Genomic DNA, 26,020 nt, shown 5'->3' with positions numbered 1-26,020 from the left:
CCACATGGAAACTGATGCCCACAAGCTTGCCTCGACCGCCGGCGCCCATATTCAGATGACCTATTTCGAAGCGCTCGTGCAGGCGCAGATGGAGGAAATGGAGCGTGATGAGCGCGTCGTCCTGATGGGAGAGGAGCTTTCAGTTCATGGCGGCGCCAAACTTATTGAGCGGTTTGGCAAGAACCGGATTTGGAACATGCCGATTTCAGAAGGCAGTTTCACCGGCCTCGGAATTGGGGCTGCGATCAACGGATTGCGGCCGATCGTAGACCTCTCAGTTTCCAGCTTCGTCTATCTCGCCTCGGATCAGATCATCAACCAGGCCTCGAAATTGCGGTATATGACGGGAGGCCAGATCGACATTCCGATCGTGTTTCGTTGCTGTATGTACTCGCTGGGGTCTCTGGCGGCGCAGCATGCCGACCGGCCTTATCCGTTCTTTATGAATGTGCCTGGCCTCAAGATCATCAGCCCGACCAGCGCCGCCGACATCAAGGGGCTGATGAAATCGGCCATTCGTGACGGCGATCCGGTAATGGTCTTCGAAGACACCCGCCTGTGGCCGCTCAAGGGCAATGTGCCCACAGATCCGGACCATGTCATCCCGATTGGCAAAGCGGATGTGAAGCGCGAAGGAGAAGACGTAACTCTCATTGCTGTTGCCGGTGTCATTCAGCCGACGATGGAAGCTGTCAGCGCGCTCGCCGAGGAAGGCATTTCGGTCGAAGTGATTGACCCACGTACGTTGAAGCCGCTCGATCATGAGGCCATCAAAACGTCAGTCGCTAAGACCGGACGGCTTGTGATCGTCGAGAACGCGCACCGCGTCTGCAATGTCGGAAGTGAAATCGCTGCGGTGATGGCGGAGGAGGCGTTCGATCTGTTGAAGCGCCCGATCCTGCGCCTGAGCGCTCCAGATATTCACGTACCCTTCAGTCCGGCCCTCGAGAAGGATTTCTTCCCGACAAAGGATCACATCATCGCCGCCGTCCGGCGGCTGCTCTGACGGGAAAGCAAAAATGACCATCAAAATGGCGTTGGTGCACGGATCGTTTATTGGTGTGGGTTTAGGCAAGCGGCAACTGCAGTAGCCTTGTAGCGTAGCCATGCCTTTCAAACCCTACTTCAACAGTGAGATTATAAAAGTGCTGTGAGTTCAATGCGTTGTAGGCGCACGAACGGGTGTTTGCACTACATTTTGCGGGTTTGGGCCGCCGCTCAAGCGGCCTGTTCGCGGATATTTTGCGGCAGCGCGACGCCGGCGGCCTGGAAGACCGACCCGACTTGGCCTTTCACGTGGGTTCGGGTGGTGATGCGCTTGCCATCCTTCTCGATCATGGCTTCCTGCAGCCGGTCCAGGTCGCGCGGCAGATCGCCCCATTCGACGCTGAAGCCTTTGGCGGCGCAAAGGTCCGCCAATTCCTTCTGCAGCAGCAGAGCCAGGAACGAGCAGAACACGTGACCGCGGATCGCCTCAGGCGTTCGGCTCGCACAGCCCGATGGCGGCGCGCGACCATCGACGCGCAATGGCTAACTTTGGTCACTGCGGACTCTCGGCGGCAGAGGCTCTCGATGGCCGCTTTATGGTCGGCACAAGGCCCCGATTGCTCAATCCCGATGGCGCCGCCAGCCCGGCATCGTGAGATTACGCAGAATGTTCACTCGACGGAGCTAGCGGGAATACGACCTGGGTCTGAACACACGATTTATCGATACGCTCTCACGCGGCAAAGATCGCTTGGCTTCGTTGTACGGGTGCTCGGCACTATTTCAATGTCGACGTGTTTAGCTACCTTCGCCGTGCCGCCAGTTTCGCGGGCTAGTACCGATGCTCCGCTTGAACTCGCGGCTGAAGTGGTAGGCATCGAAAAACCCGCATTGTTCGGCTATGTCGCTTATCGTCAAATCGCTCTCGAGGAGCATCTTTTGGGCCATCATGATCCGTTCTCTGATAAGCCATCGACGCGGGCTGATCTGGAGATGTCTTTGGAAGAGCCGACGTGTCTGCGCTGCGCTCAAGCCCGAAGCCTCCGACAGTTCATCCGCATGCCAGGACTGCTCCGGTGCCTTCCGCATCTTTTCCATTATCGAGCTCAAAGCCGTGGGAAGCCGCGATTCTCCAGGCTTCACCAGTGGCATCGCAATACTGTGGACCAACTCCGCTACGAGGCGATTGAGTGCCAGATCAATGTCGTCTCGGCGAGCATGAAGGACCTCGAAAAGAAGCCCGAACCAAGCTTCAATGTCCCTTGGGGAAACCAACGTAGCAATAGTGGGTCCCGAGCCGAACACCTTCCTCCGAACGGCTTGGCAATTCGGCCCATCCAACCTTACGAACAGTAACGTCCAAGGATCGGTGCTGTCTGGCCAGTGCGCGTGGGGCAGTTCATTCGCAATCCAGATGAGCTGTTCTGGACCGACGCTCAATGTCCTACCTTCACTCACGACAAACCCTCGCCCCGAGGTGCAGACCATGACGTCCCGGATAGCTGTCACGTTCGATACGGTGGTCGATTGACGTAATGGTCTTGCCGGCCCTCACAACAGTGTAGGCGCTTTGAGTCCACATCTCGCCTGGAACGTAATAGTGATTCTCCGGGAAAACCGTTCGCTGCGGAATGTTTGCCATGCGCGTTTGATACATGTCACGGTGAGTTTTGTCCATTTTCACCGCCGCGCCGCGCCACTATCTTTAACAACTGCCTCGCGGGCCAATTTTCGGAATGCGCTTTTTTTTCGCAAGCGACCCACGCGGCATTGGGAGAAGAGTTGTGATGTTTTATTCGGCCCGGAATCAGCCTCGGTGCCTTCGACGTGCTTTCCCGATCCAGATCGGGCTCGGAATGGTCACATCCGCTGCCCCGACGGGAGGGATCGATGATTAAGCCGAAGATCACCGTGGTGGGTAACTTTGCCGTCGGTCTGACGATCAGAACTCCGGAAATCCCCATCTTTGGCGTGACGCTGTTCGGTAGTAGTTTTGACATGGGACCTGGCGGCAAGGGTTCTAATCAGGCAGTCGCCACCGCGAGGCTCGGCGCGGACTCCGCCTTGGTCGCGATCAGACATTGGTGCTTAAACTTAAACTAGGCAGGACCGACGGCAAAGGGCGCACGAGGCGCCCTTTGATTCAGCTCGGCTGTGGGCAAGCCGCTTCGCCTTATCAGAAGCGGTAGGTGACACCTGCGCCTATCAACCAGGGATCGAGCGCCGCCTTGCCCGACAGCTTCGCGCCGTCTACCGTGACGTCGAAGTCTGGCTTGAGGAAAAGCTTCTTCACGTCGAAGTTGACGCCCCAGTGCTGATCCACCATGTAGTCGAATCCGACCTGTAGCGCGGTGCCGAACGTGTTCTTGACCTTGAGAGCATCGGCGCTGCCGGCATCCTGATTATAGAAGATCGTGTAGTTCACGCCAGCACCGACATAGGGCTTGAAGGCGCCGAGATCGGTAAAATGATACTGCAATGTGAGCGTGGGCGGCAGCAGCCAAACTTTGCCGACCTTTCCCAGCCCGGCGATCGTTCCTTGGCCGCCGATGTTGGCATAAGTGGTGCCGAGTATGAGTTCGGCGGCGATGTTGTCCGTGAAGAAATAGGAGATGTCGAGTTCCGGTGTCAGGGTATCCGAATAGGAAAGACCGGAACCGGGCACCGCATTGACGTAGCCTGAATCCTCAGTGATGACTCCCAACGCACGCAGGCGGACCTGCCAAGGGCTTGGCGCTTCAGCGACCCAGTCTCCTGCCTGCGGGGCGCTCGCGGCTTGGTCAAAGTCCGCCGCGACAGCCTGCTGTCCCACCACGATGAGGACGGCGGCTACCGTTACTCCCCGCGCCACGCCCATTCGCTTTCTCGCCATGATATTCTCTCCTTGCTCTTCAGAAATGATGCTTTTCATTCTTGCGAATCCTGCTGGAATTAATTGAGACTGAGGGAACGCCGGTGCTCGTGTTGTGTGATATTGTGCTCACATTATTTGCGCTTTGCTCGCAATCATCGACCTGTGCTCGCTTATTGAAATGTTGCCCTTTGTCCGGGTTGCGCCCACCTATCGAACGCAATCGGCTTGCCAGTGGGTCGCGCTGCGCAGGAAATTGTTGCTCAGAGCAGTGAATGCGGCCCGCTCCTGATTGTCTTGCCGTAGCCGCGGGCGCCCGCGCCGGGCTCGCGGAAGTAAGAGCGATAGCCAAGAGTCTGCAGCTTTGCGGCGATCTTAAGCGCGTAGCCCCGGATGGACGCAGTCGTCCCGCTTCGTGGCGGCAAGCAGGATCGCCGGACAGGCGGTAAGGGTGGTCCGCCGCCGCAGTCCGCGCGGATTTCTGGCATCTTGCCAGAAATTGTAGAGGTCTGGCCGCGGCGTGTGATCAAGGGAATCTTGTCAGGACGGTCGAAAATCGCCGTCAGGGCGTCGTGGTCGCGCTTGAATTGCGTTCCACCGAAGTGCTCCAGGGTCCTGGCCGACTGGCTGGTGGCCCAGGCATGCGTCCGTTCTCCTTCGACATCTCCAAGCCAAAAATAGGGATCATCGTCCGGGGCATTCAGCGTTGGGCGGAAACCGAATGCGGTCATGTCCGGATAACGTGAAGAATGATGTCGACTGGAAAACAAGCGCAAGGTTCTCCTTCGGTTCGGGAAAGCTCAGTTTTCGCGGCTGCGACCGCATGTTCGGCGAGCATGATCATGGGATGATTTCTCCTCTGTCCGTGCCGCAGCGCGTTTTCGGATAGCCTTGCACGTGTCGTGCCAAACGAGAAAATCATTTCACAACAATGACATGGATCTGACTGCCGTGTCTCTCATGTCGACTTTGTCGCAGACCCGACAATCAGTGCAGCGTGACCGCCTCATAGAACCTCCTGTGCGAGCTCGGTGGGCACTGCGGAATAAGCAGTGAAGCTCACCGCGAAACTGGCCGAGCTTCGGAGCGACATCGGCGACGGGGCGATCGACGACCACTACGTCGCCGGTGTGGGCGCGGCACAGCCTGAGGAGTCCGCGGCGGCGATCATCGAATAACTGCGTTTTACGATGCTCCATCCTGGCCCACCGGTCGGCGGGCAAAAGACTGCTTTGCGGCCTTATCCCTCCGCCTGGATCGAGCCCCAGGGACCGAATGGCGCACGTGCTTTGGGACCGGCAGAGTGGTCATTACGCAATTGTCTTCCGGCTATCTCTACAGAGATGACAATCCGGTTGGTGAAGGTACCATATCGCGCAATCATTGATGCGCTTAGGCCTGGGCATGCGCCCATCCGCAACCATCTGAGCAAGAGCATCGATCCTTCACCAACATGGAGAATTGCTTCCCCATGAGAGAGGCCTCGCGGCGGACTTGAGATTGCGTCACTTTTCATGATCGCGGCCTCCGAGGATGTCGGGATCGAGCAATTGCAACGGCACGATAGGGCGAAGGATCTTGCAGCTCTTGCAACTGCCGACCTCGATGGACAAGGCATATCGCGACACAAGGTTCTGCACTGTCCGTTCATGAAGACTTCGTGCTGGTCTCCATCAGAGAAGTATTCTGGTGCAGAAGGTGCACGATTAGCTATTCGGAAAAGGCGACATCGACGTGCAAATCGGGCGCCGCCGTGAGGCGTCCCCCTCAATGTCGGATTTCCGACAGGATCGCAAATCCGACAAACCATTGTTTAATAAGATTTTCCTTCTCTGGCACGGCCCATGCATGGGGTTCTGCGAACGCATCAGCGAGACGTCTCCATGATCATGCGCACCGAAAATGCCGTCGCCGCAGTGATAACTGCGCTCTCGCCTGCCATCAAGTCGCCGAAAGGCCGGCGCGTCATGGTCGAGGCGGGCGATTGCGCCGGCTTCAAACACCTTAATGGGCCTGGAAAGCTCCTCGCGTGACGGTGACGCGGGCATCCAGACGGGCGGAAAGGACATACGTCGTTGCCCCACGTCGCCGGCATGACCCGTCGATTGTCACCGCGCTGGAATGCTCGGGTCTACATTCGACTACCCGAACGCGCTGGACAAATTCTCGCAAATCTTCGGCACCGGGGCTCGAAAACGCTCGCGAGGGGAGCCCAATCGCTGTGGCCGATATTCGCCGCGAACAACCCGCCTGGTGGGAAGACTCTATAGGAGGAAAGCAAGTGAAGTTATCTTGCGTTGGGGTCGGTGCTGGGCCGTCCAATTTGAGCCTTGCGTGTCAGATACACGAGCAAGTTGGGCAAGGGGCAGTGTTCCTGGATCGGCAAGTCGACTTCCGCTGGCATCCAGGCATCGCATTCGATTCCTCGGAGCTGCAGGTCAGCCACTTCAAGGATCTGGTCACGCTGGTGAATCCCCGATCAGCCTACACTTTCGTAAACTTCCTGCACGAGAACGGGCGTCTGTACCACTTCCTGAACGCACAGTTCGAAGCCGTGCTCAGAGTTGAGTTCGAGCAATACCTGAAATGGGTGTTCCATAGGAACCCACTTGTGCGTGGCGGCGAGACGGTGCGCGAAATCCGCTTTGACGGCGAGTTTCGGGTCCGGACGGATAAGGCGGTTCTCGGCGCCAGAGACGTCGTGGTCAGCATTGGCAAGCAGGCGCAAATTCCGCCTCAGTTTCAGGGCTGGACTGGACGCAACCTGTTCCACTCATCTGTTTTATTGCACATCCATCCTGAGGTGCGGAGAAAGCATGTCTGCGTGGTCGGCGGAGGCCAGTCGGGAGCCGAGGTGATGTTGCATCTTGTCGGCCTGCCGAAAGAACGGCGGCCTGCCTCGATCACTTGGGTCTCGCAGCGCGAAAACTATCTGCCTCTGGACAACACCCCGTTCACAAACGAGTTGTTCATGCCCTGCTTTTCGGATCGTTTCGCGGCGATGAGCGAGTCGCAGCGTAAGCTGCTCCTGCGGCGTTTCGTGCTTGCCTCGGACGGCATTTCGGAAAGCACGTTGCGCGCGATCTATCAGGCGCTGTACCGCCACGCATTTTTCGAGCCAAACCGATCCGACATCACACTGCGGCCGGGCTGCACCGTCTCGCACTGCATCAACGCCGGCGCGGGTCACAGGCTGACCCTGCAGCACGGCATGGTCGAGGGCGAAGAAGTCACGGCTGACATCGTCATCCTGGCCACCGGTTACGAGAACGCGGTGCCAGACTTCTTGGAACCCATCGCGCACCGGCTGGAGCAGATCGACAATGAATTAGCTATTCGCGAGGATTTTTCGGTGAGCTGGGACGGACCGCGTGACAGACGCATCTTCGTACAAAACGCGAGCCTCGGGCAGCGCGGCCTGGCCGATCCGAACCTAAGCCTGCTGGCCTGGCGCGCGCGCCGCATCCTCGATAGCCTTCTTGGGCGCGCGCCATGCGCGAACCCCGAGCATCCTGGCTTCATCAGCCATACCTCGATCGAGAGCTGGCCCGCCCCCGCAGCCGAAGAAATGGGCAGCGGGATATGACTCGTAGACTTTTGATCATCGGCGGTGCCATCCTAGGAATGATGTCCGCCTCCGCTGCGGCGAAGGCCGGAGGCTTCTCCGAAATCATCGTGACCGAACAAGCCCTTGGACCAAGCGGCGCATCGCATTATTCTGGGGGCGTGCATTTCCCCTACGGTTGTCAAGACCGTACCAGGTCGCTCACTCGAAAGAGCGCCGTGGTCTTGGCGGCCATGGCTGGGTCGGCGGTCAGCGGATGGTGCCGGCCTTTAGCGATGCGTGTCGTGCCTGGACCGGGTGAAGCGATTGATCCGGCCCAGTTTACGGAACCCCTGGACCCGGCTGAGCCTGACAAAGGCAGTCTCGCGCCGAGCTTCTGCGGAGAATATCCGCCGGAGCGGAACGCACTTAGCATCGCCGTCCCACATGACGTGAGTCCGTCTCCGTGGACCCGCAACTTGACCAGCGTCCGACTGCCCTAATTGGGATGTCCGACCAACCAGTCTTTCCAACAGGAGGCTTTTCGCATGTTGACTGATGCACAAAGAGAAAAGTGGCAGAAAGACGGATACGTCAGGCTCGAAAGGTTCTTCGCTCCAGCGGCTCGGGAAGATATCTCTACTTTTGTCGAAGATATGTCACGCTGGGATGTCAGCGATGATAAATGGCTCATGTGGTTCGAGAAGACGAGGGACAATCGAAAGATCATCTCCAAGATCGAGAATTTTCTCGACTTCCATGATCCATTGCGTCGTTTGCTCTTAGAAGATCAGCGCATAAAGTCAGCGGTCGAGGATTTGCTTGGCGAAGATTCGCGCAGGCTCAAGGAGTTGCTGATTTTCCACTACCCCGACAGCGGCGGCTATCTCCCGCATCAGGACATTTATCACATTCCACACAAACTCCCCGACCGGATGGTCCATGCGGTGGTTGCCATAGGCATCGACGACTCCGACCCGGAAAACGGCGGGCTTTTCTTCAGCCCCGGCAACCACAAGAAGGGGGTGTTTCCCATGGATGCCGGTGGGGTGATCGATCCTCAAGTCGCCGAAATGTTCTCCTGGGAACCCGTAGTATGGAAGGCTGGCGACATCTTCATCTTCGACGATTACGCACCGCACTACTCACGACCGAACAAAAGCAATCGTTCGCGGCGGACACTCTACTTGGTATTCCAGCGTGCTTCAACCGGTGGACCGACCCGCGCTGAATATAACGTGCTTAAGCGCGCCCTTAACCCGCCCGAGGGCAAAGTGGCCGATCTCGACAAACTCAAGCCCCCAAATGGCATTTTCTATCGCGATTGAGCTCACGCAGCCAGGCGGAGGCATGCACACGAAACTGATCGACCGCTCAAAAATGCGCGGAGAGTATGGCGTTCTGATTTGCGGGCTCGCGGAGCATCGACCGCAGCCCGTTACGACGCTTCGGCACGTGGATTGTGGAGGTGGTCGCAGGGCGGTCTTCTATGACGCCTACAGCCCGACTGGCGCACCCGTCGTCGCCCGCCTGGCGGCCCAGAGCCGCATTATTCTGGCCGAGGCCGGCAACGGGTTGGGCTGCCGCTTCTCTGCGCAACTTGCACAAGAGGCTGTTGCGTTGGCAGCCGAAGATCCCACGGCTTCAACAGCTTAGGTTCGTTGTCATGCGCAAACACAAGTTTTCTCGAACCGGGCTGTCGCGCGCGTTCGGTATCGACATGGCCACGCTTGGAACGGGAAGCGCCGGCACGGGGTTTTCGTTCGGTAGGGTGGCACCGGGCGTTACATCCGAGCCCCATCGGCACGACGAAATCGAGGCCTTCGTGATCCTGTCAGGATCGGGCAAGGTCAGGACCGAGCTTGGGGAAATCTCGGTCGAGGCGGGCGATGTCGTTCTGTTCCACCCTTTTGAAGCGCATGTGCTGCGCAACGACGGAAACGAAGACCTAGATTTCGTCGATGTCTACTGGCGAGACGGCGAGGCCGCCCTTGATGCCGCTGCAAAGATCACGGCTCCACGCGGGCCGATCTTCGTCTTCTCCACGCCACCGACGCCTAATGGCGATCTGCATCTGGGGCATCTTTCTGGCCCTTATTTTGGCGCTGATGTCTACACGCGTTTCCTGCGCATGAAAGGGGTCGAGGCCTACCACCTGACAGGAAGCGACGATTACCAGAGCTACGTCACGATGCGCGCCGATGCCGATCAATCGACGCCTGCAAACGTGGCGCGCTACTACGCCGACGAGATTTGCGCCACGCTTGCACTTCTCGATTGTGACGTCCACAGCTTCCAACCCACAATGGACGATGACGGTTACGGCGAGTTTCAAGCCGCGTGTTTCCGCAGTCTTCTGAGCAGCACGGCGGTAGATCTGCGCCAGAGCCCTGCGCTTTTCGATGCTGTGACAGGCCACTATCTTTACGAACCGGATGTTAGCGGCCTCTGCCCCGATTGCGGCGGCTCCGCCGGTGGCAACATCTGCGAGGAATGCGGCGCCCCAAACCTTTGCCACGACTTGGGTGCAGCCCGGTCACGGCAGTCTGCCGAGGCGCCGCTGGTCGGCTCCGTCCGCCGCCCGGAACTTGCCTTGGACCGATGCTACGACAATATCGACCGGCATCTAAGGGCGTCGGGCGTCCCGCTACGGATCTTGGATCTTTTCGCGCGCCTACGCCGACGCGGCAACTTTTCAGTGCCCATTACCCACCCCTCGGACTGGGGCCTGCCGGCCGAAGGGTTCCCGGGGCAAGTGATCTGGGTCTGGCCGGAAATGGCCTTCGGTTTTCTTTACAACATCCAGGCGCTCGGCCGCTTGCTGGGTCGCGACTGGAAGGCGGAGATGCCCGGCAACGACTGGCAGATTGTCCATTTCTTCGGCTTCGACAATTCGTTCTACCACGCGCTACTCTACCCCGCTCTTTACGCCGAGGTCTTCTCCCACTGGACGCCACGCATCCGCTATCACGTCAACGAGTTCTACCTGCTCGACGGCAAGAAGTTCTCAACCAGCTGCCGCCATGCGGTCTGGGGCAAGGAGGTTCTGAGCCCAAAGACAGTCGACGTCGTGCGCCTCCATTTGGGCCTGACACGCCCGGAAGGTGAGCGGACGGATTTCACGCTGGACGCGCTGCGCCGCACCGAGAACGAGGTGTTCCAAGGGATTTGGCTGAACTGGCTTGATGCGTTGAACCAGGAAATCAAGCAGGATTTTGGCGGCCGTGTACCCGATGCAGGCGACTGGAGCCCGGCCGACCGCGCCTTCTTTGCTCGGATAGAGATCTATCGCGCGGCGATGGAGCGCGCCTATTCGGATGAAGGCTTCTCGGTCCGGCGCGCGGCCGCTCAGGTCTGCGATTTCGTGCGCGATTGCGTGATCTACCGTCGGGCGCAAGACTATGCGGCGGCGCGACGTTTCTATCCCGCCCGCAATCGGACTTCGCTAGCCCTTCAGACGACGGCCGCTGCGATCCTGGCAGCGACACTCGCTCCGCTGCTGCCCCGATTCGCCAGAACGCTGGCGCGAGGCATCGATGGCGTCTCAACCGAAACATGGCCCCGGTCCGTCCAGCGCCTTGCGCCCGGGACACGCTTTGATCTCGGACCCGTGTTGGTGTTCTACGCCAAATCCGGCAATCCTCATCTCGATGAGGGGGAATCACTATGAGCCCAAAGGTGCACCAGTGAGCCGTCCCAATCTCGACCAGATCTGCGCGGCAATCAAAGCCGATGATGCCAAATATCTTTACTCGCTGTCACTGGCGACCGAAGCCGCTATCAGACGGTAGAGACCAGATTGGCGGACCTGAACCGACGCATCGTCGACACCCTGGCCCGCGCCTTCGAGGACCGCTCGGCCGATCGCTTCCCAGCCCTTGCTGTTTCGTGCGGCAAATGCCGTGTGGGCTCGACTGCGCTGACCAACCTCTTCGGCATCGCGGGATTTCCGTCCTCCAGCCGGTCAAGACTGTCATGCGGTTCGAGGCGCTTGGTCAACATGGCGCCCTGGATCGTGCGCCGATCACCGGAAATGTCGAATGCGAATGCCTGCCTGATGGTATCTTCGATTCTGTCCGAGCCTGTACTGGCGCGGCAGTCGGCCGAAGAACAACTGAGCTACCGACAATCGGAAGATAGCAGGTTCAAAATTCTGCCCCAGAAACCGGATATTGCGCACAACCAGCGTTCACGATCGCGATGGTGCACAAGCTTCCAACCAGACCCGCGCAAAGACAGCCCGTCGCCTGAAGATAGTCGGCGAGGGCCGCCAAATCCCTCGCAAGCGTATCCTGCGTCACATGCACGCCGTCTTCGCCGACAATTCAGACGCTTGTCTCGTCGAGAGATAAGTCAGCCAGGGTGCTCCTTCAGGATTGCGTGTTTGCTCGGGTACGGAGCCGCCCCTCAGTTCCCAATCGAGGAGCGATCCTCCAATTCACATATTTGGAGATCGCTCGCTAGGTTACCCGGTCTGTGAACCCTGCAAGCCGAAAATTCAGATGCCGCCCATGCAGAGATATTTCATTTCGAGGTAGTCCTCGAGGCCATGGCGGGATCCCTCCCGCCCGATGCCGGACTGTTTTATCCCACCGAACGGCGCCGCTTCTGAAGACATCCGGCCGGTATTTACCCCGACCATTCCATATTCCAAGGCCTCGGCCACACGCCAGACACGCTTCAGGTTGGAGGCATAAAAGTAGGCCGCGAGGCCGTAGATCGTGTCGTTGGCCTCACGCACGACCTGATCCGCATCTTTGAAGCGAATAATCGGTGCCAGCGGCCCGAATGTCTCTTCTTGCGCGACGGTCATTTCGCTGGAGACACCGGTCAGGACTGTCGGTTGGAAAAACGTGCCATTCGTGCCGATGCGTTTGCCCCCGCATCGAATTGCGCCGCCTTTGCCGACGGCATCGGCAATATGGGATTCGATCTTGGCCAAAGCGTGCTTGTCGATGAGCGGTCCGATGTCCACTCCGGGAGCGAAACCGTCACCAACTTGAAGTTGGCGAGCCCGTTGCACGAATTTCTCGACGAACTCGTCGTGAACGCCCGACTGGACGTAAAGGCGGTTCGCCGAAACGCAGGTCTGGCCGGCATTGCGGAACTTCGCCTGGATCGCACCGTCAACCGCGGCATCGATATCGGCATCATCGAAGACGATGAAAGGTGCATTGCCACCGAGCTCAAGGCTGACTTTTTTGATCTGGTCCGAGCACTGGCACATGAGAAGGCGCCCGATCTCAGTCGACCCGGTGAAGCTGATCTTGCGGACCTTGGGATTGGTACAAAGTTCGCGGCCGACCGCGTCACCTTCGGACGCATAGATCAGGTTGACGACGCCTTCGGGAAAGCCAGCCTGATGGGCGAGGGCGAACATTGCTCCCGCCACGAGCGGCGTCTGTTCAGCGGGCTTGAGGACGATCGTGCAGCCCGCCGCCAAGGCTGGCGAGATTTTGCGCGCCACCATCGAGGCCGGGAAATTCCATGGCGTTATCGTGCCAACAACTCCGATGGGCTGCTTGATTACCAGCATTCGGCGGTCCATCGATGGTGCGGAGATCGTCTCGCCGTAGACGCGATTGGCTTCCTCGGCGTACCATTGCAGATACGCCGCAGCATGCGATACCTCCGACTTGGCTTCGGCAAGCGGCTTGCCCATCTCCGCGGTGAGAATCTCGGCGAGATCGTCGGCGTGGTCGATGATCAACTGATGCCATCGCCATAGAACGTCGCTGCGCTCACGTGCTGTCAGCCCTGCCCATCCAGGCTGCGCGACATAGGCCTTGTCGATCGCAGCGCATGTCTCCTCGACCCCCATGTCGGGTAGTTCTGCCAGCACTTCGCCAGTCGACGGGTTGAGGACCTCGAATGTCCGCTCGCTAATCCGCGTGCCAAGTGCCGGCAGGCGATCAATGGGTCCAAACAGGTCGGGGGATCTCAGGTGACGGATCATCGGCAGGCACAGGGGCAATACCGGATTCCTCCTCAACGCAGCAGGTATATAGCAGGTGCGGTGTGTACTCCGCGACGTCCGGGTTCCTTATAGGGCCTCGGCCAGACAGCTGGTAGACCACGGTACCCGACTGCAAGGGAGAATACCTGAATACGCTAGAAGATGCCTCGCGGTTCTACTAGTCGAACGATTGAACAACGGACATCGGCTTCGCCAGCCGCGCGGAGTGGATGCTGGTGGCCTGCGCCTACAATCTGCGGACCACGAATCGGCGACTCTATCCACTCGAAGAGAGGCTGGCCTGAGGAGGAGCGCACCCCAATAATGACGCCTGAACCGGCAAATGCCTGGCAAGGCCCGCGAAAACCGATGCTCGCGGCTTTAAACAGATCCCGTTTACCGGGCGAGCGCCCGCAAGATGAGAAAGAGCATGGAGAGGAACAGGGTGGCGAAGGCGCGCCGAGGGAAGACCGGCCGGCGCATTTGCATGGGGATGGAGCTCATGATCAATTCCCCGCCTGTTGCTGCGGCAAAAGATAGCCTGTCGTCGAATGGTCGAGCACCAGATAACGCGCGGCGACCGCCTTGACCTCGTCGGTGGTCACCTTGCGGACGCGGTCCGGCCTCTCGAGCACGTCCTTCACATTGCCACCGGTGGTGAGCGTCTTGCCATAAATGTTGGCGATGTGGTCCAGCTCGTCGTGCGCAAAAATCACCGAGCCGATATAGCGGTCTTTGGCCTTGTCCAGCTCGTCGCTGGTGACGCCATCCTTGGCGATCCGGGCGACTTCGGCAACGGCCGCCGCTTCGAGATCGACGAGCTTTGCATCGCCGCGCGGCGAGCCGGAGATGGTGAAATTGGTGTCGTCTAGCATGGTGCCCTGGAAGGAGGCGCCGGCCGCCGAGGCTATGCCTTGCTTGACGACAAGCTCCTGATATAGCCGGCTGCGGTTACCGCCGCCGAGGATCTCGGCCAGCAGGTCGAGCGCCTCGGCCTCGCCGGGCTCTGCCGTATGATAGGACGGCACCACCCATTGAGTGGAAAAGCTCGGCACCGAAACGCGCGCATCGGTCAGCGTCACTGTGCGCCTGGTGTTCTGCTCCGGCTCGACCGGGCGGTTGCGCGGGGGCAGGTCCGGCCCGCGCACAACCTTGCCATAGGTCTTCTCGGCCAGCGCCTTCACCGTCTCCGGCTCTACGTCGCCGGCCACCACCAGCACGGCGTTGTTCGGTCGGTAGTATTTGTTGTAGATGGTGAATGCGTCGGTTTTCAGCTTCTCCATCTCCTGCATCCAGCCGATGACCGGAATGCGGTAGGGCTGGTTCTGCCGCAACGTCGCGTTGACCTCCTCGTCCAGCAGAGCCTGCGGGTTCGTCTCTCTGCGCCAACGGCGCTCCTCCAGGATCACGTCGCGCTCGGTCTTGATATCATCATCGTTGAGGATGAGGTTGAACATGCGATCGGCCTCGAAGCCCATCATCTCACCCAACGCCGAGGGCGCCACCGTCTCGACGAAGGTGGTGTAGTCATAGGCGGTAAAGGCGTTGTTGTAGCCGCCGATGGCTGAGACGGCTCGGTCGAACTCGCCGGCGGCGTGGTTGGTCGTCGCCTTGAACATCAGATGCTTGAGGATATGGGCAAGGCCTGATTTGCCGGGTGGCTCGTCGGCGCTGCCGATCTTGTACCAGACCATATGAGTGACGATCGGCGCGCGGTGATCGGGGATGACGACCACTTCCATGCCGTTGTCGAGCAGGAAATCCGTCACCTTGCCGCCGGCGGTGGCGGCCAGAGCCGGAGCGGTCGTCACCAGGGCCAGCGCGGTGGCAATGAACGCGTTGCGCAGCCAGGCGGACGATCGATGGCTCCGGTTGTGGTGGCTGGTCGAAAGGCAAGGTTTGAGGCAAAGTGATTTGTTCCTAATTTTGATGAAGGGGCTGCGTCCCCGTCTTCCCGCGTGGGAGGACCGGCGGGCAGCGCCGAGCCAGATGAATAAGCTCTTCATGGGGCCAGGCCTTACTCGAGCCTCATCTTTGGATGGACCCAGGAGACCTGCGGCGGTATTTCTTGGTGAGGTGATCATGGGACGGATTCTCCTTGGTCCGCGACGCCTTGCGGATGACCAAGCATGCACCGTGCCAGATCAGAAAACCGTTCGAGGCAGTGGACAAATCGGGCTCTGCCATGTTGCGCATCCGACATTGTCGGACATCGGACAGGGCCGAACGCGACTCGCGCGCGGCTGAGAATATCTTCTTCGTTCGGAACACGATTGGGCGCGCTGCCGGGGAGGGGTATAGGATGCGCTTCGAATGGCCGCTGCGCTGCCGGTGAGAATGGAGATGTTGGTCGCCCCACCGGAACCCTGTCCTCGACGGCCAGACCGGGTCGATGCTGAAGGGCAGAGGCGTGAGCAGCCCAGCCAACTCGAGCGCGGAGCCTGCTCGCGCACTAGGACGGATCTGATCCAAAAATCAGTGAGTTGGGCGATATCCGCGAGGCGCTGGAAAACGAAGACCGTAGGACTCGGGCGGGAAAAAACGATGCGGTTGCGCGCTTCTGGCGTAATGCGCCTGCCGCGAGGCCGTCCTGATGAGTTGCTGCGGGAAAGGGGAGTGTTTGCGCGGGACCTTGGTCAAACGTGAGAAATAATCGTCGAGCTCGCCGTGGATGGGGGCATGCAGGCACGTTTGTCGCTGGAGGACAGCAGCACGGAAGCTGTCCGCGCTTGCCGTCGTCGCTGGTACCAAACAGGAGAATTTGGCGGTCGCGATCGAATTCATCTGCGTAAATACCGCCGGGCTGTGCACGGTTTGCCGGCGAACAGATTTTGCCTTCTTTGCGGCTGCAAACGCATCCCTGGCGGCGTGGTCCCTAGGTCAAGAGCATCGGGTGAGTAACAGCCTGATCCTGCTCAATCTGATGCGCGCCAACCGCCTCGCCGGATTGTGGAACCGCTCGCGGGTAGCTTCTACCACAAACAGCAAGGTCATGAAATCAAGTAGGAAGTGGTCGATCGCTTGGGGGATTGTTTCTGACTTGCCCTTGCACTGGTCCAGCAAAACGCGCGCGTTATCGATCGCTTCCACGCTGGTGGCATCGATCAACCCCTCGACCCTCTTGAAACAATCCAATTCGAAACTCCTTCAAGCGCTTGCCAAGCCGTTATGCACGAAGGTAGCTCCGTGAACTACCCGGCCTTTGACCTGGCGGCACGAGCAGCGGTCGGCCTTACGTCCCGTGCCTCCAAGCACCAGCCATAGACGTGCCGCTGAGGAGCGTTGGAAGGATCGGGCGCTTCCGGCCATGCTCGAGCGGTAGTGTAGGACAGTGCTTGCTGGCGACTACGGCCAAAATGGAGTGCGCCAGCTGATCGGGGTTTAACAATTTTTCGCTTTTTGCTGCGCCCAAGTCTCGGCTATGAGTCGGGCAGGCCTGATGGCCTGCCCACGTTGCAATTGTTAAGGAGGAACACGTATATGCCGACTGGAACGGTAAAGTGGTTCAACAGCACCAAGGGGTTTGGATTTATCCAGCCCGACAATGGCGGTCCGGATGTTTTCGTCCACATTTCCGCTGTCGAACGCGCGGGCCTCTCGACCCTCGCTGACGGCCAGAAGATCAACTATGAGATCGAGCAGGATCGCCGCACCGGCAAGTCCTCCGCTGGCAGCCTCAGCAAAGCTGGTTGAAATTCCTGCGTCCTGGCAAGAGTGGGCGCGTAGGTCCGGAGGTCCTCACGGCCGCTCGATAGGAGCGAGCAAAAACTGAGGGCAGCAGATTGCTGCAGTCGTCGCGAATTCCTCATGAAACAAAGTTGTTTGAAAGGAAGGCGGGGTTGGCCCCGCCTTTTTATATGACGAGCAGATTAAGCCGATGGCTGCAACGCTCCAGAACGAATCTCGATTGCCGAAATCAAGCCGCGACCTTCTTGCGGGTTCGCTTCGTCGGCGCCGGCTCCGGCGCTTCCGGCGCTTTCGGTTTGCGGCCGAGCCCCATCGTCTTGGCCAATGAAGAGCGCGCCGCGGCGTAGTTCGGCGCGACCATCGGATAATCCGCCGGCAGGCCCCATTTGGCCCGATATCCATCGGGCGTCAGCCCATAGTGGGTCGACAGATGGCGCTTTAGCGATTTGAATTTCTTCCCGTCCTCAAGGGAGATGAGGTAGTCTGGTGTCACCGACTTCCTGATCGGGACTGCAGGCGTAAGGGCAACCGGCTCTTCTGTAGAGACACCTCGGGCCGTCCCTTTCAGAGCCGCGTGCACTTGGCCGATGAGGGCAGGGAGATCCCCCACCGGGATCGGATTGTTGGAGACATAGGCTGAGACGACATCGGCCGTGAGCTCGATGAGGGTGTCGATGTTTTTTTCGGCTTCTTCTGTCATGAAACTCTCCAGGCGGCGTGAAACACAGTCGGCGAAGCGTCGCTTCATAGTGGCGGTCGCCGCTGAAAGCAACAAAGGTCTCGACAGGATTGTTGCGATGTTCGTCCAGCGAGATCTACGGCGCGGTATCCCGGTATCCCGCCGTCGTGACCGTTGATCCGTCCGTTGTTGGCGAGCTGCCGCGGTGCTTGCGCATTTTCAGGCGCGTCTCGGCCGTAAGCTTTGCGCCGAAATGACCAGTAATCTCGAAACGAAGAGGGCTATTTCTGTTTCGCCATCCTCTCTTTGGCTGTGAAATCGGTGGCAGAGCAGTGGCCGCTTCCTGATGGCGCGTGGAGGAACTATCAAGCGTTGATTCGCAATGGTCGAAACGATGTAGATTCATCCGGTGAGCCGCTCTCGCAGCAGGATATTAGGGTTTGGCCCGCTGGTAAACCGAGGATATCACGCCGCTGCTTTGCTATTGAACCGCTATCGCTGTGACAACACATTCCGCAATGGTGGGCGGGTGTAGAGGAGGCGCCTGTTCACGCAAACTAGCGGTTCAGCAGGTCGGGAGGAACGAATGAGCTCAGGGACTTTCAGCAGCCCACTTTTCGTAAGGCGGGCAGCGCACATCGTGCAAGAGATTGCCAGTCCTGCGGATGCTATCGATTTTCTCAACGAATGGCCAGAAGATGGCAGAGACCGGATCTACGAAGCCGCTCTCACGGCGTGCTTTGATGCATACAACGGACGAATACCTGCGAGCGCAGCGCGCAAGACTTTTTTCCGCTTGGGGAACAGGTCGCCATATTGGAAGATGCAACCTCCGCGATGCAATGGCTCGCTGCCTGCATGTCGGGCAGTGGAAAGCGCAAGTATAGGTGTCGCATTCGTATCTGAAGCCGGAGCGGGAACGCCGACGAGGTTATTGTATCGAGATTTCGCCGGCATCTGGAGCGTACTATAGCGAACAAACAATATTTTGCGCGCTATGGCGATGTTAATCATCTTGTTGTAAACCAGCTTCTCGCGATAGGACTGCAACGCTTCCGGTGTGAAAATCACTGCGTGGGACTTTTCTCTCGAATTCATGACGGTAAATTGCCCTGTAATTATAGCAAAGCAGTTGGCCCATTGAAGCTGATAAACGAAGCCAAAATTGTGCTCCGTCGTCTGCCAATATTCGCTCGATGGAGGCTATAGGCCTCACAAGCCGATCAAAACAGCTACTCGGGCGCCCTTTGAAATTCGTGTATTTTTGCTCACCCGAAACGGCCCTCTACAGTCGAAATAAGATCGTCCCGCAAAGGTGCTACAAGACACTATCGCGGATCGATTTGGGCCCACGTCGATCTGGCGAAGGCAGGCGGAAGTCGAGCAGGACCTGCTGCGGAACAGATAACCGGCCCCAAACCGAATCGGACACGGTGGCCCCGATTTCTTCATAGTTGAAGGCGCAGAGACAACCGAAGCACGGCTCCGGGCTCCGGCGCCGCCGCTTGCCGAGCAGCGATCCTCCGCCTCCCTGAAATCCAATCGAGAAGAGCGTTCAATTCCGGGATGGTCCAAGCTCTGCCGCAAAACAGGTGTCAGACCACCCGGTCCTCTCCCGCAACTGATCTAGCGCAGGGCGTTCATGAGCCGCATATCCCAGAGTGGCTGCGTGCACGACGCAGCGAGATCATTTATGAAAATCCTATTCAGTACGATGGCTGTCCCCTTGCTGACGGCCACCGCCTTTGCTGCGGATTCGATCCCCGCAGACCTCAGAGAAACGGCAATGGCCACTTTCAAGGCTTTGCCACCCACCACGCCGGCAGTCGCCAACAACCCGATCACCCCGGAAAAGATCGCTCTCGGCAAGGCACTGTTCTTCGATCCACGCGTCTCTGCGTCAGGCGTCTTGTCGTGCAACTCGTGCCACAACCTGGCCACCGGCGGCGACGACAATCACGAAACCTCGATCGGCCATGGTTGGCAGAAGGGACAGCGCAACGCGCCGACTGTACTGAACGCTGTCTTCAACATCGCCCAGTTCTGGGATGGTCGTGCCGAAGACCTGAAGGCTCAGGCGAAGGGACCGGTCCAAGCCGGGATCGAAATGGCCAATACACCGGGCCAAGTCATCACCACGCTCAAGTCCATGCCGCAATATGTCGAGTGGTTCGATGCAGCTTTTCCGGCTGAAGCCGATCGGGTCACCTTCGACAACCTCGCCAAGGCAATCGAAGCCTTCGAGGCGACACTGGTCACGCCGGCCCCCTTCGACAGTTTCCTGAATGGCGATGACGCCGCCATGACTTCCGAACAGAAACAGGGCCTGGCGCTTTTCATGGACAAAGGCTGCTCGTCCTGCCATGGCGGTATCAACGTTGGTGGCGAAGCCTATTACCCATTCGGCCTCGTGGAACAGCCCAGCGCCGAGGTCCTGCCGGAAAAAGACAAGGGCCGATTTGCGGTCACCAATACTGCCGACGATTCCTATGTTTTCCGCGTGGCGCCGCTGCGCAACGTTGCACTCACCGCGCCATACTTTCATTCGGGCAAGGTTTGGGATCTGAAACAGGCCGTTGCCATCATGGGAACCACCCAGCTTGGCGTGATACTGGCGGACGAAGAAGTCGACCTGCTTGTTGCCTTCCTCAACTCCCTGACCGGAAAGGCACCCGAGCTCGCCTATCCCATTTTACCCGCCGAAACGGCGACAACGCCCCGGCCTGTAACGCAGATCTTAGGAAAATAAACGGCCAGCTGGCGCGGAACGTCGCATCGACAATGATTGCGACTTTTACTGGGACGAGACGATCGCGACGTCCATGAGGACGCAAAGGCCTGGCTCGTTTCAAAGTGCAGACACTGCTTCCGTCACCATCTCGTTGCGGTGGAACCATGTTTGGGATCTGGCGTGCGACATGCCAAGGAAGGCGTCGGACGTTTGAGGCTTGCGCGCTGTCGATACCGCGCGGCGGCCGGCTGTCGCGCTGGCGGCCGAATAGCCGCGCGCCGGAGTGACCGGCCCCTCAGGGTGATGGGGCAGCCACTCCGTCCTCCATGTCCAGCGATTCTTCGACTGCTTCCGGATTCCGGGCGATGGTCCAAAGGAGAGTATTCGCCGCTACATCCGGTTTCGAGCGACCTTGCTCCCAGTTTCGAAGCGTTGCCAGATCGAGGCCATACCTCACGGAGAATGCCTCCTGAGAGAGCTTTGTGCGATCCCGGACTTCGCGAACACTTATCGGCCGCGGCGCATGAACCTTCGCGATCACGCCTGCGGACGACAGTTCATTCTTCAGTGCCAACAGGTCGTCGACGCAAGGAACCGTCACGAACGCCTTGCCGTGATCGACCACCTCCGTGAGTATCGCGTGGGCCGTCCTGAGCGGCAGCTGTCTCTTAACGAGAATGCGGGCGGCCTCAGGAGTATTCGCGCCGTGAAGAAAACCGAGGCTCAGTCGGACGGGAGAGCCTGACGACACCGGCACGACGTCCCGGGTTCGCACCCGTTGTCCGAACCGCTCCATGAATTTCGATTTAGTCGACATTAAGCTTCTCCGCGATCACTCGACCGAGCTTGCGTAATTTGGACCATCCAACACTGGAGGGCATCGCGATAAAAGTACGCCAAACAACGCTAAGGGAGAACAAGCGGTGATCTGATTTCGTTCGACGCTCGTTTTCGAGAGCCGTTCTGGGTCGTTCGCAATCAACTGTGTAGGCCAGCGGAGCGAGCAAGGAGCGCCAGATCCGGACAGGGCTGAGTGGGGTGTTTCTCCGAAAGGTGGGGCCATACCCTAAGGAACACGAGATGTGGTGGACTCGTCGATTCGCGCGGTTTCGATTCGCGCACCCGGGCACAACGCTTGGATAAGTCCCATCAGATGCTCTCCGGTGGCCGTCATCTGTTTAGCTGGCATTGGGCCGAGGGCTTCCAGCACGAGCCACATGGCGCGGGTATGGACCGTGACCATGGTGCGCCGCCCCTGCCGCCAGTTCCAGCGGCGGCACGTGACACCGGCATCATCGCACCAGATGACTTCGCCCGGTTCGGGATGCTCGGTTACCATTTCACCTTGCTGGATCGTGTCGAATGGCTCCGCTCCCTTCGCAATTAAAAGTCTCGGGACCCCCTGGTAAAGATCGAGATCCTCCCCGCCAATCGGAACGCCATACAACACGCTGACGGCATTGTAGGCATCAACCAGTGGGGATATCCGCGGGAGAGAGCCATCTTTCCGCACCCGCTTGAGAAGCGCGGCGGCCGAGCACGGCGTTCGATTGGCCTTTGTGCCGAAAGCCTCGTAGGCAACGGCCCACGCCGCAAGATGCGCGTCCCTTTGGGCGTCATCGCGAAGCGCCGCCTGTTCCGCCGCCGCAATCGTGTCGTTCAACGCCTGTGCATCCGGCACGTCGATTTCAGCGTTCCGCACCACAATGCTGATCAGATGAAAATCCGGGTAGCGGGCCTTGATCTCGGGGGCAACCAATGGCGTGAAAGACATGGGATGCTCTTTTCTCATGGGGAGGCTTTGCGCTGGGGGTCGTTCGGGAAATGTTTGAAGAAAGGTGCTTGTCGAGCGTCCAGATCTTCTGGCATCGGCATGGTGCATGCCGCACCATGCGCTGGATAATTCCATCATTCGGCCGTGGACAAGGCCTGGTAGAGATCGTCGATTATCTCTTGCGGGTGCTCGAGCCCGCCTCGGCCGGCAACAAGCTACGCCTCCGCCAGATCCTCCATTTCATTAGGAGGCAGCGGGCGCGATATGGATGTGAAGCAGCTTTCCTTGCCGGGTCATGCATCGCTCTCGGAAATTCGTCTCGCACGAAAATCTGCCGCCAAACTGGCCTGATCAACAGCACCAGTTGCATGGCGTTTTCCCAGTCCAGTTGGCTTGCAAAAACGAAATGCGGTTCAGCCCAAGGTTCGGTTTCCTCGCCAGCACGCCACGTCCCCGCCGTTTTAGCCACCGTGTCCCGGCAACGCATCTTGCACCTGCTTGACAACCGCTCGCAGGATCTCAACGCCCTTCTCGATCTGCCGAATGCTCAAGGCGGCATAGCCCATGACAAGCCCCATGCGATCGATGTGGCCTTCGTCCGACTGCCGCTCGTAAAGGGGCGAGATCAGGTGTAGCCCCAGGCCCGCGCCTCGGGCGGCTTCGACCAGGGTCGTTTCCCGCGATCGCGGCAGTTCGTCGAACCAAACGACGACGTGCAGACCGGCCTCTGCTCCCTGGACAGCGATGCGATCTCCGAAGCTGCGCCGCAAGGCGCCCAGCAACGTCCCCCGACGCTCGCCGTTCAGCCTGCGCACGCGCCGCACATGGCTTTCGTAGCCGCCACTCTCGATCAAAGAGGCCAGAGCCTCCTGTTCAGCCACCGGCGAATGCCGGTCCGCGAATTGTTTGGCGGTAGCGAAGACCTCCTGCAATTCCGTCGGGACGACGAGATAGCCGATACGCAGCATCGGCGAGAGCGTTTTGGAGATCGTGCCGAGGTAGATGACAGCCCCGTGGTCCTCAAGACTGTGCAGCGGAGGGACCGGATTGATGTCGTAGCGATATTCGCTGTCGTAGTCGTCCTCGATCACATAGGCGTTGTTGTGCCGCGCCCATTCCAGAAGCTGATGGCGGCGCGCGATCGGCATGACGCCGCCCAGCGGAAACTGATGCGATGGCGTGACATAGGCCAGTCGCGCCCCGATCCCCGCCAGCAACTCCGTCTTCATCCCGTCCTCGTCGACGGTGACCGGGATGGGCAAGGCACCCGTACTGGCAAAGACCTGACGCGCCATCCTGTAGCACGGGTCCTCGATGACGAAGCGGTCGGCGCGATCGAGAAGCAGGCGAGCGCACAGATCGAGGCCCTGCTGCGAACCGTTGACGATGATGATCTGCTCGAGGTCGCAGCTCAGGGTTCGGGCGCGCCAGAGATAGCCCTGGAGCGCCTGGCGCAGCCGGCGCGAGCCGCGAGGATCGTCATAGGCAAGACGCAACGGGCGCTGCCCCATCGCCTCGTTCATCGCACGTTTCCAGACCAATGCGGGGAAGTCTGACGGCGCCAGGTCGCCATAGCGGAAATCGATCTTCAGCCCAGTCGGCAGATAATCCGGCCAGGGCGGCGTGACGCGCAGTCGTTCGCCATAGGCGGACAGATGAACCGGGCCGACTCGTTTCGCGACAGTGCGGCTCGTCTCAGGACCGATCAGCGAAGATGCAACGCGGGGTCGTGCGCCTTGACGGACGTCGATGAAACCTTCCGCAGCCAGTTGCTCATAGGCGACCGTCACCGTCGTTCGCGAAACCCCAAGGTCATTTGCGAGGCCTCGGGAGGATGGCAGCTGACTGCCGGTTTCGTAGACACTTCCGAGGATCTGCTCGCGAAGAGCCTCGTAGATCTGGCGTGCACCCATCGCGTGCGAGCGACCGGCAGAACCGGCACTTGAAGACTGGACCATTTCATTCATCGCCAACTGGATATTTCACATTGGCCAGTTTGCCGTCAATCTTTCGGAAACCCAAGAAAGATCTTAGAGGCCGAATGACCCGTTCCTATCAATCCGAAACCGATGCTCTCACGCGGTCGCTCCACGACACCGGTCCCGGATTCGCCACTCGGGCGATCCATCATGGCTACGATCCCGCCGGCTTTTCCAATGCCGTTCAGCCGCCAGTCTTCTTGACCTCGACCTATGGATTCGAAAGCGTGGCAGCGAACGAGGCCGCCGCCGCCCTTGGCGGAAGGCTCTATGCGCGCGAATACAATCCCACGACGGAGATCCTCGAGCAACGGCTCGCCAATCTGGAAGGAGCCGAGGCAGGTTTGGTCGTTGCCTCGGGGATGGCGGCTTTCGGGACGCTGATCCTGTCGCTCCTGTCCCAAGGCGATGAACTCATCGTCCACAGGACGCTTTATGCGAACACGCTTGCCATGGTCGAACAGGCGGTCCCCCGCTTCGGCATCAAGGTCGTCGCGGTCGACCTGTCCGATCCTCACAATCTCGATGCCGCGATCACCGAGCGGACCCGGCTTGTTTTCTTCGAGACGCCGGTGAATCCGCTGAGCCGCATCCTCGACATCGCTGCCATTGCCGAGCGCGCCCACGCGCGCGGTGTAAAGGTTGCAGTCGACAGCACCTTCGCCTCCCCCGCGCTCCAGCGGCCGCTCGAACATGGGGCAGACCTCGTGCTCCACTCGCTGACCAAATACATCAATGGGCACGGCGATGCCCTTGGTGGGGCGATTCTCGGCGACGCGCAAACGCTCCGCACGCTGCACGAAACGGGCCTGCGCTACATCACCGGCGCAGCGCTCTCGCCCATGTCAGCCTTCCTGATCCTGCGCGGTCTGAAGACGCTCACGCTGCGCATGGAACGGCACAGCGCCACGGCCCTTGCGGTGGCTCAGGCGCTCGAGGCGCACCCGGCGGTGGCATGGGTGACTTATCCCTTCCTCGACTCGCACCCTGATCAGGTGACGGCGCGAAAGCAAATGTCCCACGGGTCGGGCATGTTGGCCTTTGGGCTCCACGCCGGATTCGAGGGCGCGCGCCGGATGATGGACCGGCTCAACCTGATCACCCGGGCTGTCAGCCTCGGCGATGCCGACAGCCTCATCTATCATCCGGCAAGCCTGACCCGTGCTCGTCAGCCGATCCGCAAGGATGCGCATCTGGCCGATGGAGTCGGCGAGGACCTCATGCGTCTCTCGGTGGGTCTTGAAGACGCCGAGGACCTGATCGCCGACATGCGGCGGGCTCTGGACGCCTTGTGATGACCTGTGGTCCGGCCAGTTCCGCGCTCGCGTACAAACCCGGAGCCTTGCCATGGCATTCCTGAGCGGCCTTTCCGCGTTTCCCATCACGCCGACCGATCGTCACGGCCGTGCCGATACCGTTGCTCTGCGCAAGCTGATTGCCAGGCTTTGCGCCGCTCAGGTCGATTCCATCGGTCTTCTCGGCAGCACCGGCACATACATGTATCTGACGCGCGAGGAACGGCGACGGGCGCTCGCCGAGACCTTGGACGAAACCGGGGGACAAATGCCGGTCGTGGTGGGTGTGGGCGCGCTGCGCACCGACGAAGCAGTGAGGCTCGCGCAGGACGCTAAGGCCCTTGGGGCTGCCGCGGGGTTGCTTGCCGCCGCCTCTTACACCCCGCTCACTGATGACGAGGTGTTCGAACATTTCTCGACGGTGGCGCGCGAAAGTGGCCTTCCGATCGTCATCTACGACAATCCAGGAACGACGCATTTCCATTTCACCCCAGCACTCGTCAGCCGCCTGGCAAAGGTGGGTGGGATTGTCGCTAT

Annotated in this window: 21 protein-coding genes and 2 pseudogenes; 13 read left to right on the top strand and 10 right to left on the bottom strand. The window is 59.6% G+C overall.

Features of this window, described 5'->3' with window-relative positions; translation table 11 throughout:
* Positions 1–4: 4 nt before the first annotated feature.
* The gene (locus NKH01_RS30110; RefSeq protein ID WP_353023907.1) at positions 5–1,006 is read left to right on the top strand and encodes an alpha-ketoacid dehydrogenase subunit beta; all 1,002 of its coding nucleotides are present in this window, start codon (positions 5–7) and stop codon (positions 1,004–1,006) included.
* Positions 1,007–1,218: 212 nt separating this feature from the next.
* Here NKH01_RS30110 and NKH01_RS30105 read toward each other — a convergent pair.
* Positions 1,219–1,473: pseudogene (locus tag NKH01_RS30105) on the bottom strand (IS1634 family transposase); the annotation flags it as partial.
* 312 nt (positions 1,474–1,785) lie between these two features.
* The gene (locus tag NKH01_RS30100) at positions 1,786–2,475 is read right to left on the bottom strand and encodes a helix-turn-helix transcriptional regulator (protein WP_353023904.1); all 690 of its coding nucleotides are present in this window, start codon (positions 2,473–2,475) and stop codon (positions 1,786–1,788) included.
* A 402-nt stretch (positions 2,476–2,877) separates the two neighbouring features.
* Between NKH01_RS30100 and NKH01_RS30095 the strand changes: the two genes are divergently transcribed.
* Positions 2,878–3,090 carry a PfkB family carbohydrate kinase gene (locus NKH01_RS30095; protein WP_353023902.1) on the top strand — a complete coding sequence of 71 codons (213 nt, stop codon included), beginning with the start codon at positions 2,878–2,880 and terminating at the stop codon, positions 3,088–3,090.
* Between the two features lie 73 nt (positions 3,091–3,163).
* Here NKH01_RS30095 and NKH01_RS30090 read toward each other — a convergent pair whose 3' ends face one another.
* Positions 3,164–3,844, bottom strand: coding sequence for an OmpW/AlkL family protein (locus NKH01_RS30090; RefSeq protein WP_502912699.1), 681 nt, complete (start codon positions 3,842–3,844; stop codon positions 3,164–3,166).
* Between the two features lie 435 nt (positions 3,845–4,279).
* Positions 4,280–4,569 (bottom strand): annotated as a pseudogene (locus tag NKH01_RS30085) (prolyl oligopeptidase family serine peptidase); the annotation flags it as partial.
* A gap of 321 nt (positions 4,570–4,890) precedes the next feature.
* Between NKH01_RS30085 and NKH01_RS30080 the strand changes: the two are divergent.
* The 5 genes from NKH01_RS30080 (at position 4,891) to NKH01_RS30060 (ending at position 11,052) form a co-directional block, all read left to right on the top strand.
* Positions 4,891–5,016, top strand: coding sequence for a hypothetical protein (locus NKH01_RS30080; RefSeq protein ID WP_353023900.1), 126 nt, complete (start codon positions 4,891–4,893; stop codon positions 5,014–5,016).
* Positions 5,017–5,721: 705 nt separating this feature from the next.
* Positions 5,722–5,871, top strand: coding sequence for an iron-sulfur cluster assembly accessory protein (locus tag NKH01_RS30075; protein WP_353023898.1), 150 nt, complete (start codon positions 5,722–5,724; stop codon positions 5,869–5,871).
* A gap of 188 nt (positions 5,872–6,059) precedes the next feature.
* Positions 6,060–7,424 carry a lysine N(6)-hydroxylase/L-ornithine N(5)-oxygenase family protein gene (locus NKH01_RS30070; RefSeq protein WP_353023896.1) on the top strand — a complete coding sequence of 455 codons (1,365 nt, stop codon included), beginning with the start codon at positions 6,060–6,062 and terminating at the stop codon, positions 7,422–7,424.
* A gap of 506 nt (positions 7,425–7,930) precedes the next feature.
* Positions 7,931–8,710: a phytanoyl-CoA dioxygenase family protein gene (locus tag NKH01_RS30065; RefSeq protein WP_353023895.1), complete on the top strand. Its 780-nt coding sequence runs from the start codon at positions 7,931–7,933 to the stop codon at positions 8,708–8,710.
* Positions 8,711–8,871: 161 nt separating this feature from the next.
* Entirely contained in the window at positions 8,872–11,052 is a 2,181-nt protein-coding gene (locus tag NKH01_RS30060; RefSeq protein WP_353023893.1) for a class I tRNA ligase family protein, read from the top strand.
* A gap of 828 nt (positions 11,053–11,880) precedes the next feature.
* On the opposite strand, the gene NKH01_RS30055 is transcribed toward NKH01_RS30060, so the two are convergent.
* Together NKH01_RS30055 and NKH01_RS30050 are read right to left on the bottom strand one after the other, a co-directional pair.
* A complete protein-coding gene (locus tag NKH01_RS30055; protein ID WP_502912698.1) occupies positions 11,881–13,338 on the bottom strand; it encodes an NAD-dependent succinate-semialdehyde dehydrogenase in 1,458 nt (485 codons plus the stop codon).
* A 506-nt stretch (positions 13,339–13,844) separates the two neighbouring features.
* Positions 13,845–15,158, bottom strand: a complete 1,314-nt coding sequence (locus tag NKH01_RS30050) for a M16 family metallopeptidase (RefSeq protein WP_502912697.1) — start codon at positions 15,156–15,158, stop codon at positions 13,845–13,847.
* A 941-nt stretch (positions 15,159–16,099) separates the two neighbouring features.
* On the opposite strand from NKH01_RS30050, the gene NKH01_RS30045 reads away from it, so the two are divergent.
* Both NKH01_RS30045 and NKH01_RS30040 read left to right on the top strand, forming a co-directional pair.
* Positions 16,100–16,528 carry a hypothetical protein gene (locus tag NKH01_RS30045; protein ID WP_353023887.1) on the top strand — a complete coding sequence of 143 codons (429 nt, stop codon included), beginning with the start codon at positions 16,100–16,102 and terminating at the stop codon, positions 16,526–16,528.
* Positions 16,529–16,818: 290 nt separating this feature from the next.
* Entirely contained in the window at positions 16,819–17,031 is a 213-nt protein-coding gene (locus NKH01_RS30040) for a cold-shock protein (protein WP_023679670.1), read from the top strand.
* A gap of 223 nt (positions 17,032–17,254) precedes the next feature.
* Here the strand turns inward: NKH01_RS30040 and NKH01_RS30035 are convergent, their stop codons facing one another.
* Positions 17,255–17,725 carry a Ros/MucR family transcriptional regulator gene (locus NKH01_RS30035; protein WP_352615682.1) on the bottom strand — a complete coding sequence of 157 codons (471 nt, stop codon included), beginning with the start codon at positions 17,723–17,725 and terminating at the stop codon, positions 17,255–17,257.
* 565 nt (positions 17,726–18,290) lie between these two features.
* Here NKH01_RS30035 and NKH01_RS30030 point away from each other — a divergent pair.
* Positions 18,291–18,677, top strand: a complete 387-nt coding sequence (locus tag NKH01_RS30030) for a DUF982 domain-containing protein (protein WP_353023885.1) — start codon at positions 18,291–18,293, stop codon at positions 18,675–18,677.
* Between the two features lie 720 nt (positions 18,678–19,397).
* Positions 19,398–20,453: a cytochrome-c peroxidase gene (locus NKH01_RS30025; RefSeq protein ID WP_353023970.1), complete on the top strand. Its 1,056-nt coding sequence runs from the start codon at positions 19,398–19,400 to the stop codon at positions 20,451–20,453.
* A 277-nt stretch (positions 20,454–20,730) separates the two neighbouring features.
* Here the strand turns inward: NKH01_RS30025 and NKH01_RS30020 are convergent, their stop codons facing one another.
* The 3 genes from NKH01_RS30020 to pdxR form a co-directional block, all read right to left on the bottom strand.
* A complete protein-coding gene (locus NKH01_RS30020) occupies positions 20,731–21,252 on the bottom strand; it encodes a helix-turn-helix domain-containing protein (RefSeq protein ID WP_352515951.1) in 522 nt (173 codons plus the stop codon).
* A gap of 249 nt (positions 21,253–21,501) precedes the next feature.
* Complete coding sequence (locus NKH01_RS30015; RefSeq protein WP_353023883.1) at positions 21,502–22,209, bottom strand: B3/B4 domain-containing protein; 708 nt, start codon at positions 22,207–22,209, stop codon at positions 21,502–21,504.
* 461 nt (positions 22,210–22,670) lie between these two features.
* Positions 22,671–24,167, bottom strand: coding sequence for a MocR-like pyridoxine biosynthesis transcription factor PdxR (gene pdxR / locus NKH01_RS30010; protein ID WP_502912694.1), 1,497 nt, complete (start codon positions 24,165–24,167; stop codon positions 22,671–22,673).
* An 83-nt stretch (positions 24,168–24,250) separates the two neighbouring features.
* Between pdxR and NKH01_RS30005 the strand changes: the two genes are divergently transcribed.
* Both NKH01_RS30005 and NKH01_RS30000 read left to right on the top strand, forming a co-directional pair.
* On the top strand, positions 24,251–25,483 hold the full coding sequence (locus NKH01_RS30005) for a trans-sulfuration enzyme family protein (RefSeq protein ID WP_353023881.1): 1,233 nt from the start codon (positions 24,251–24,253) through the stop codon (positions 25,481–25,483).
* Between the two features lie 52 nt (positions 25,484–25,535).
* Positions 25,536–26,020 (top strand): dihydrodipicolinate synthase family protein (locus tag NKH01_RS30000; RefSeq protein ID WP_353023879.1); only part of this gene is annotated, 485 nt, incomplete at its 3' end.

It is taken from the genome of Mesorhizobium sp. M1403, from assembly GCF_040317695.1.
Taxonomy (GTDB): domain Bacteria; phylum Pseudomonadota; class Alphaproteobacteria; order Rhizobiales; family Rhizobiaceae; genus Mesorhizobium.
This window is presented reverse-complemented; position numbering and strand designations above follow the sequence as displayed.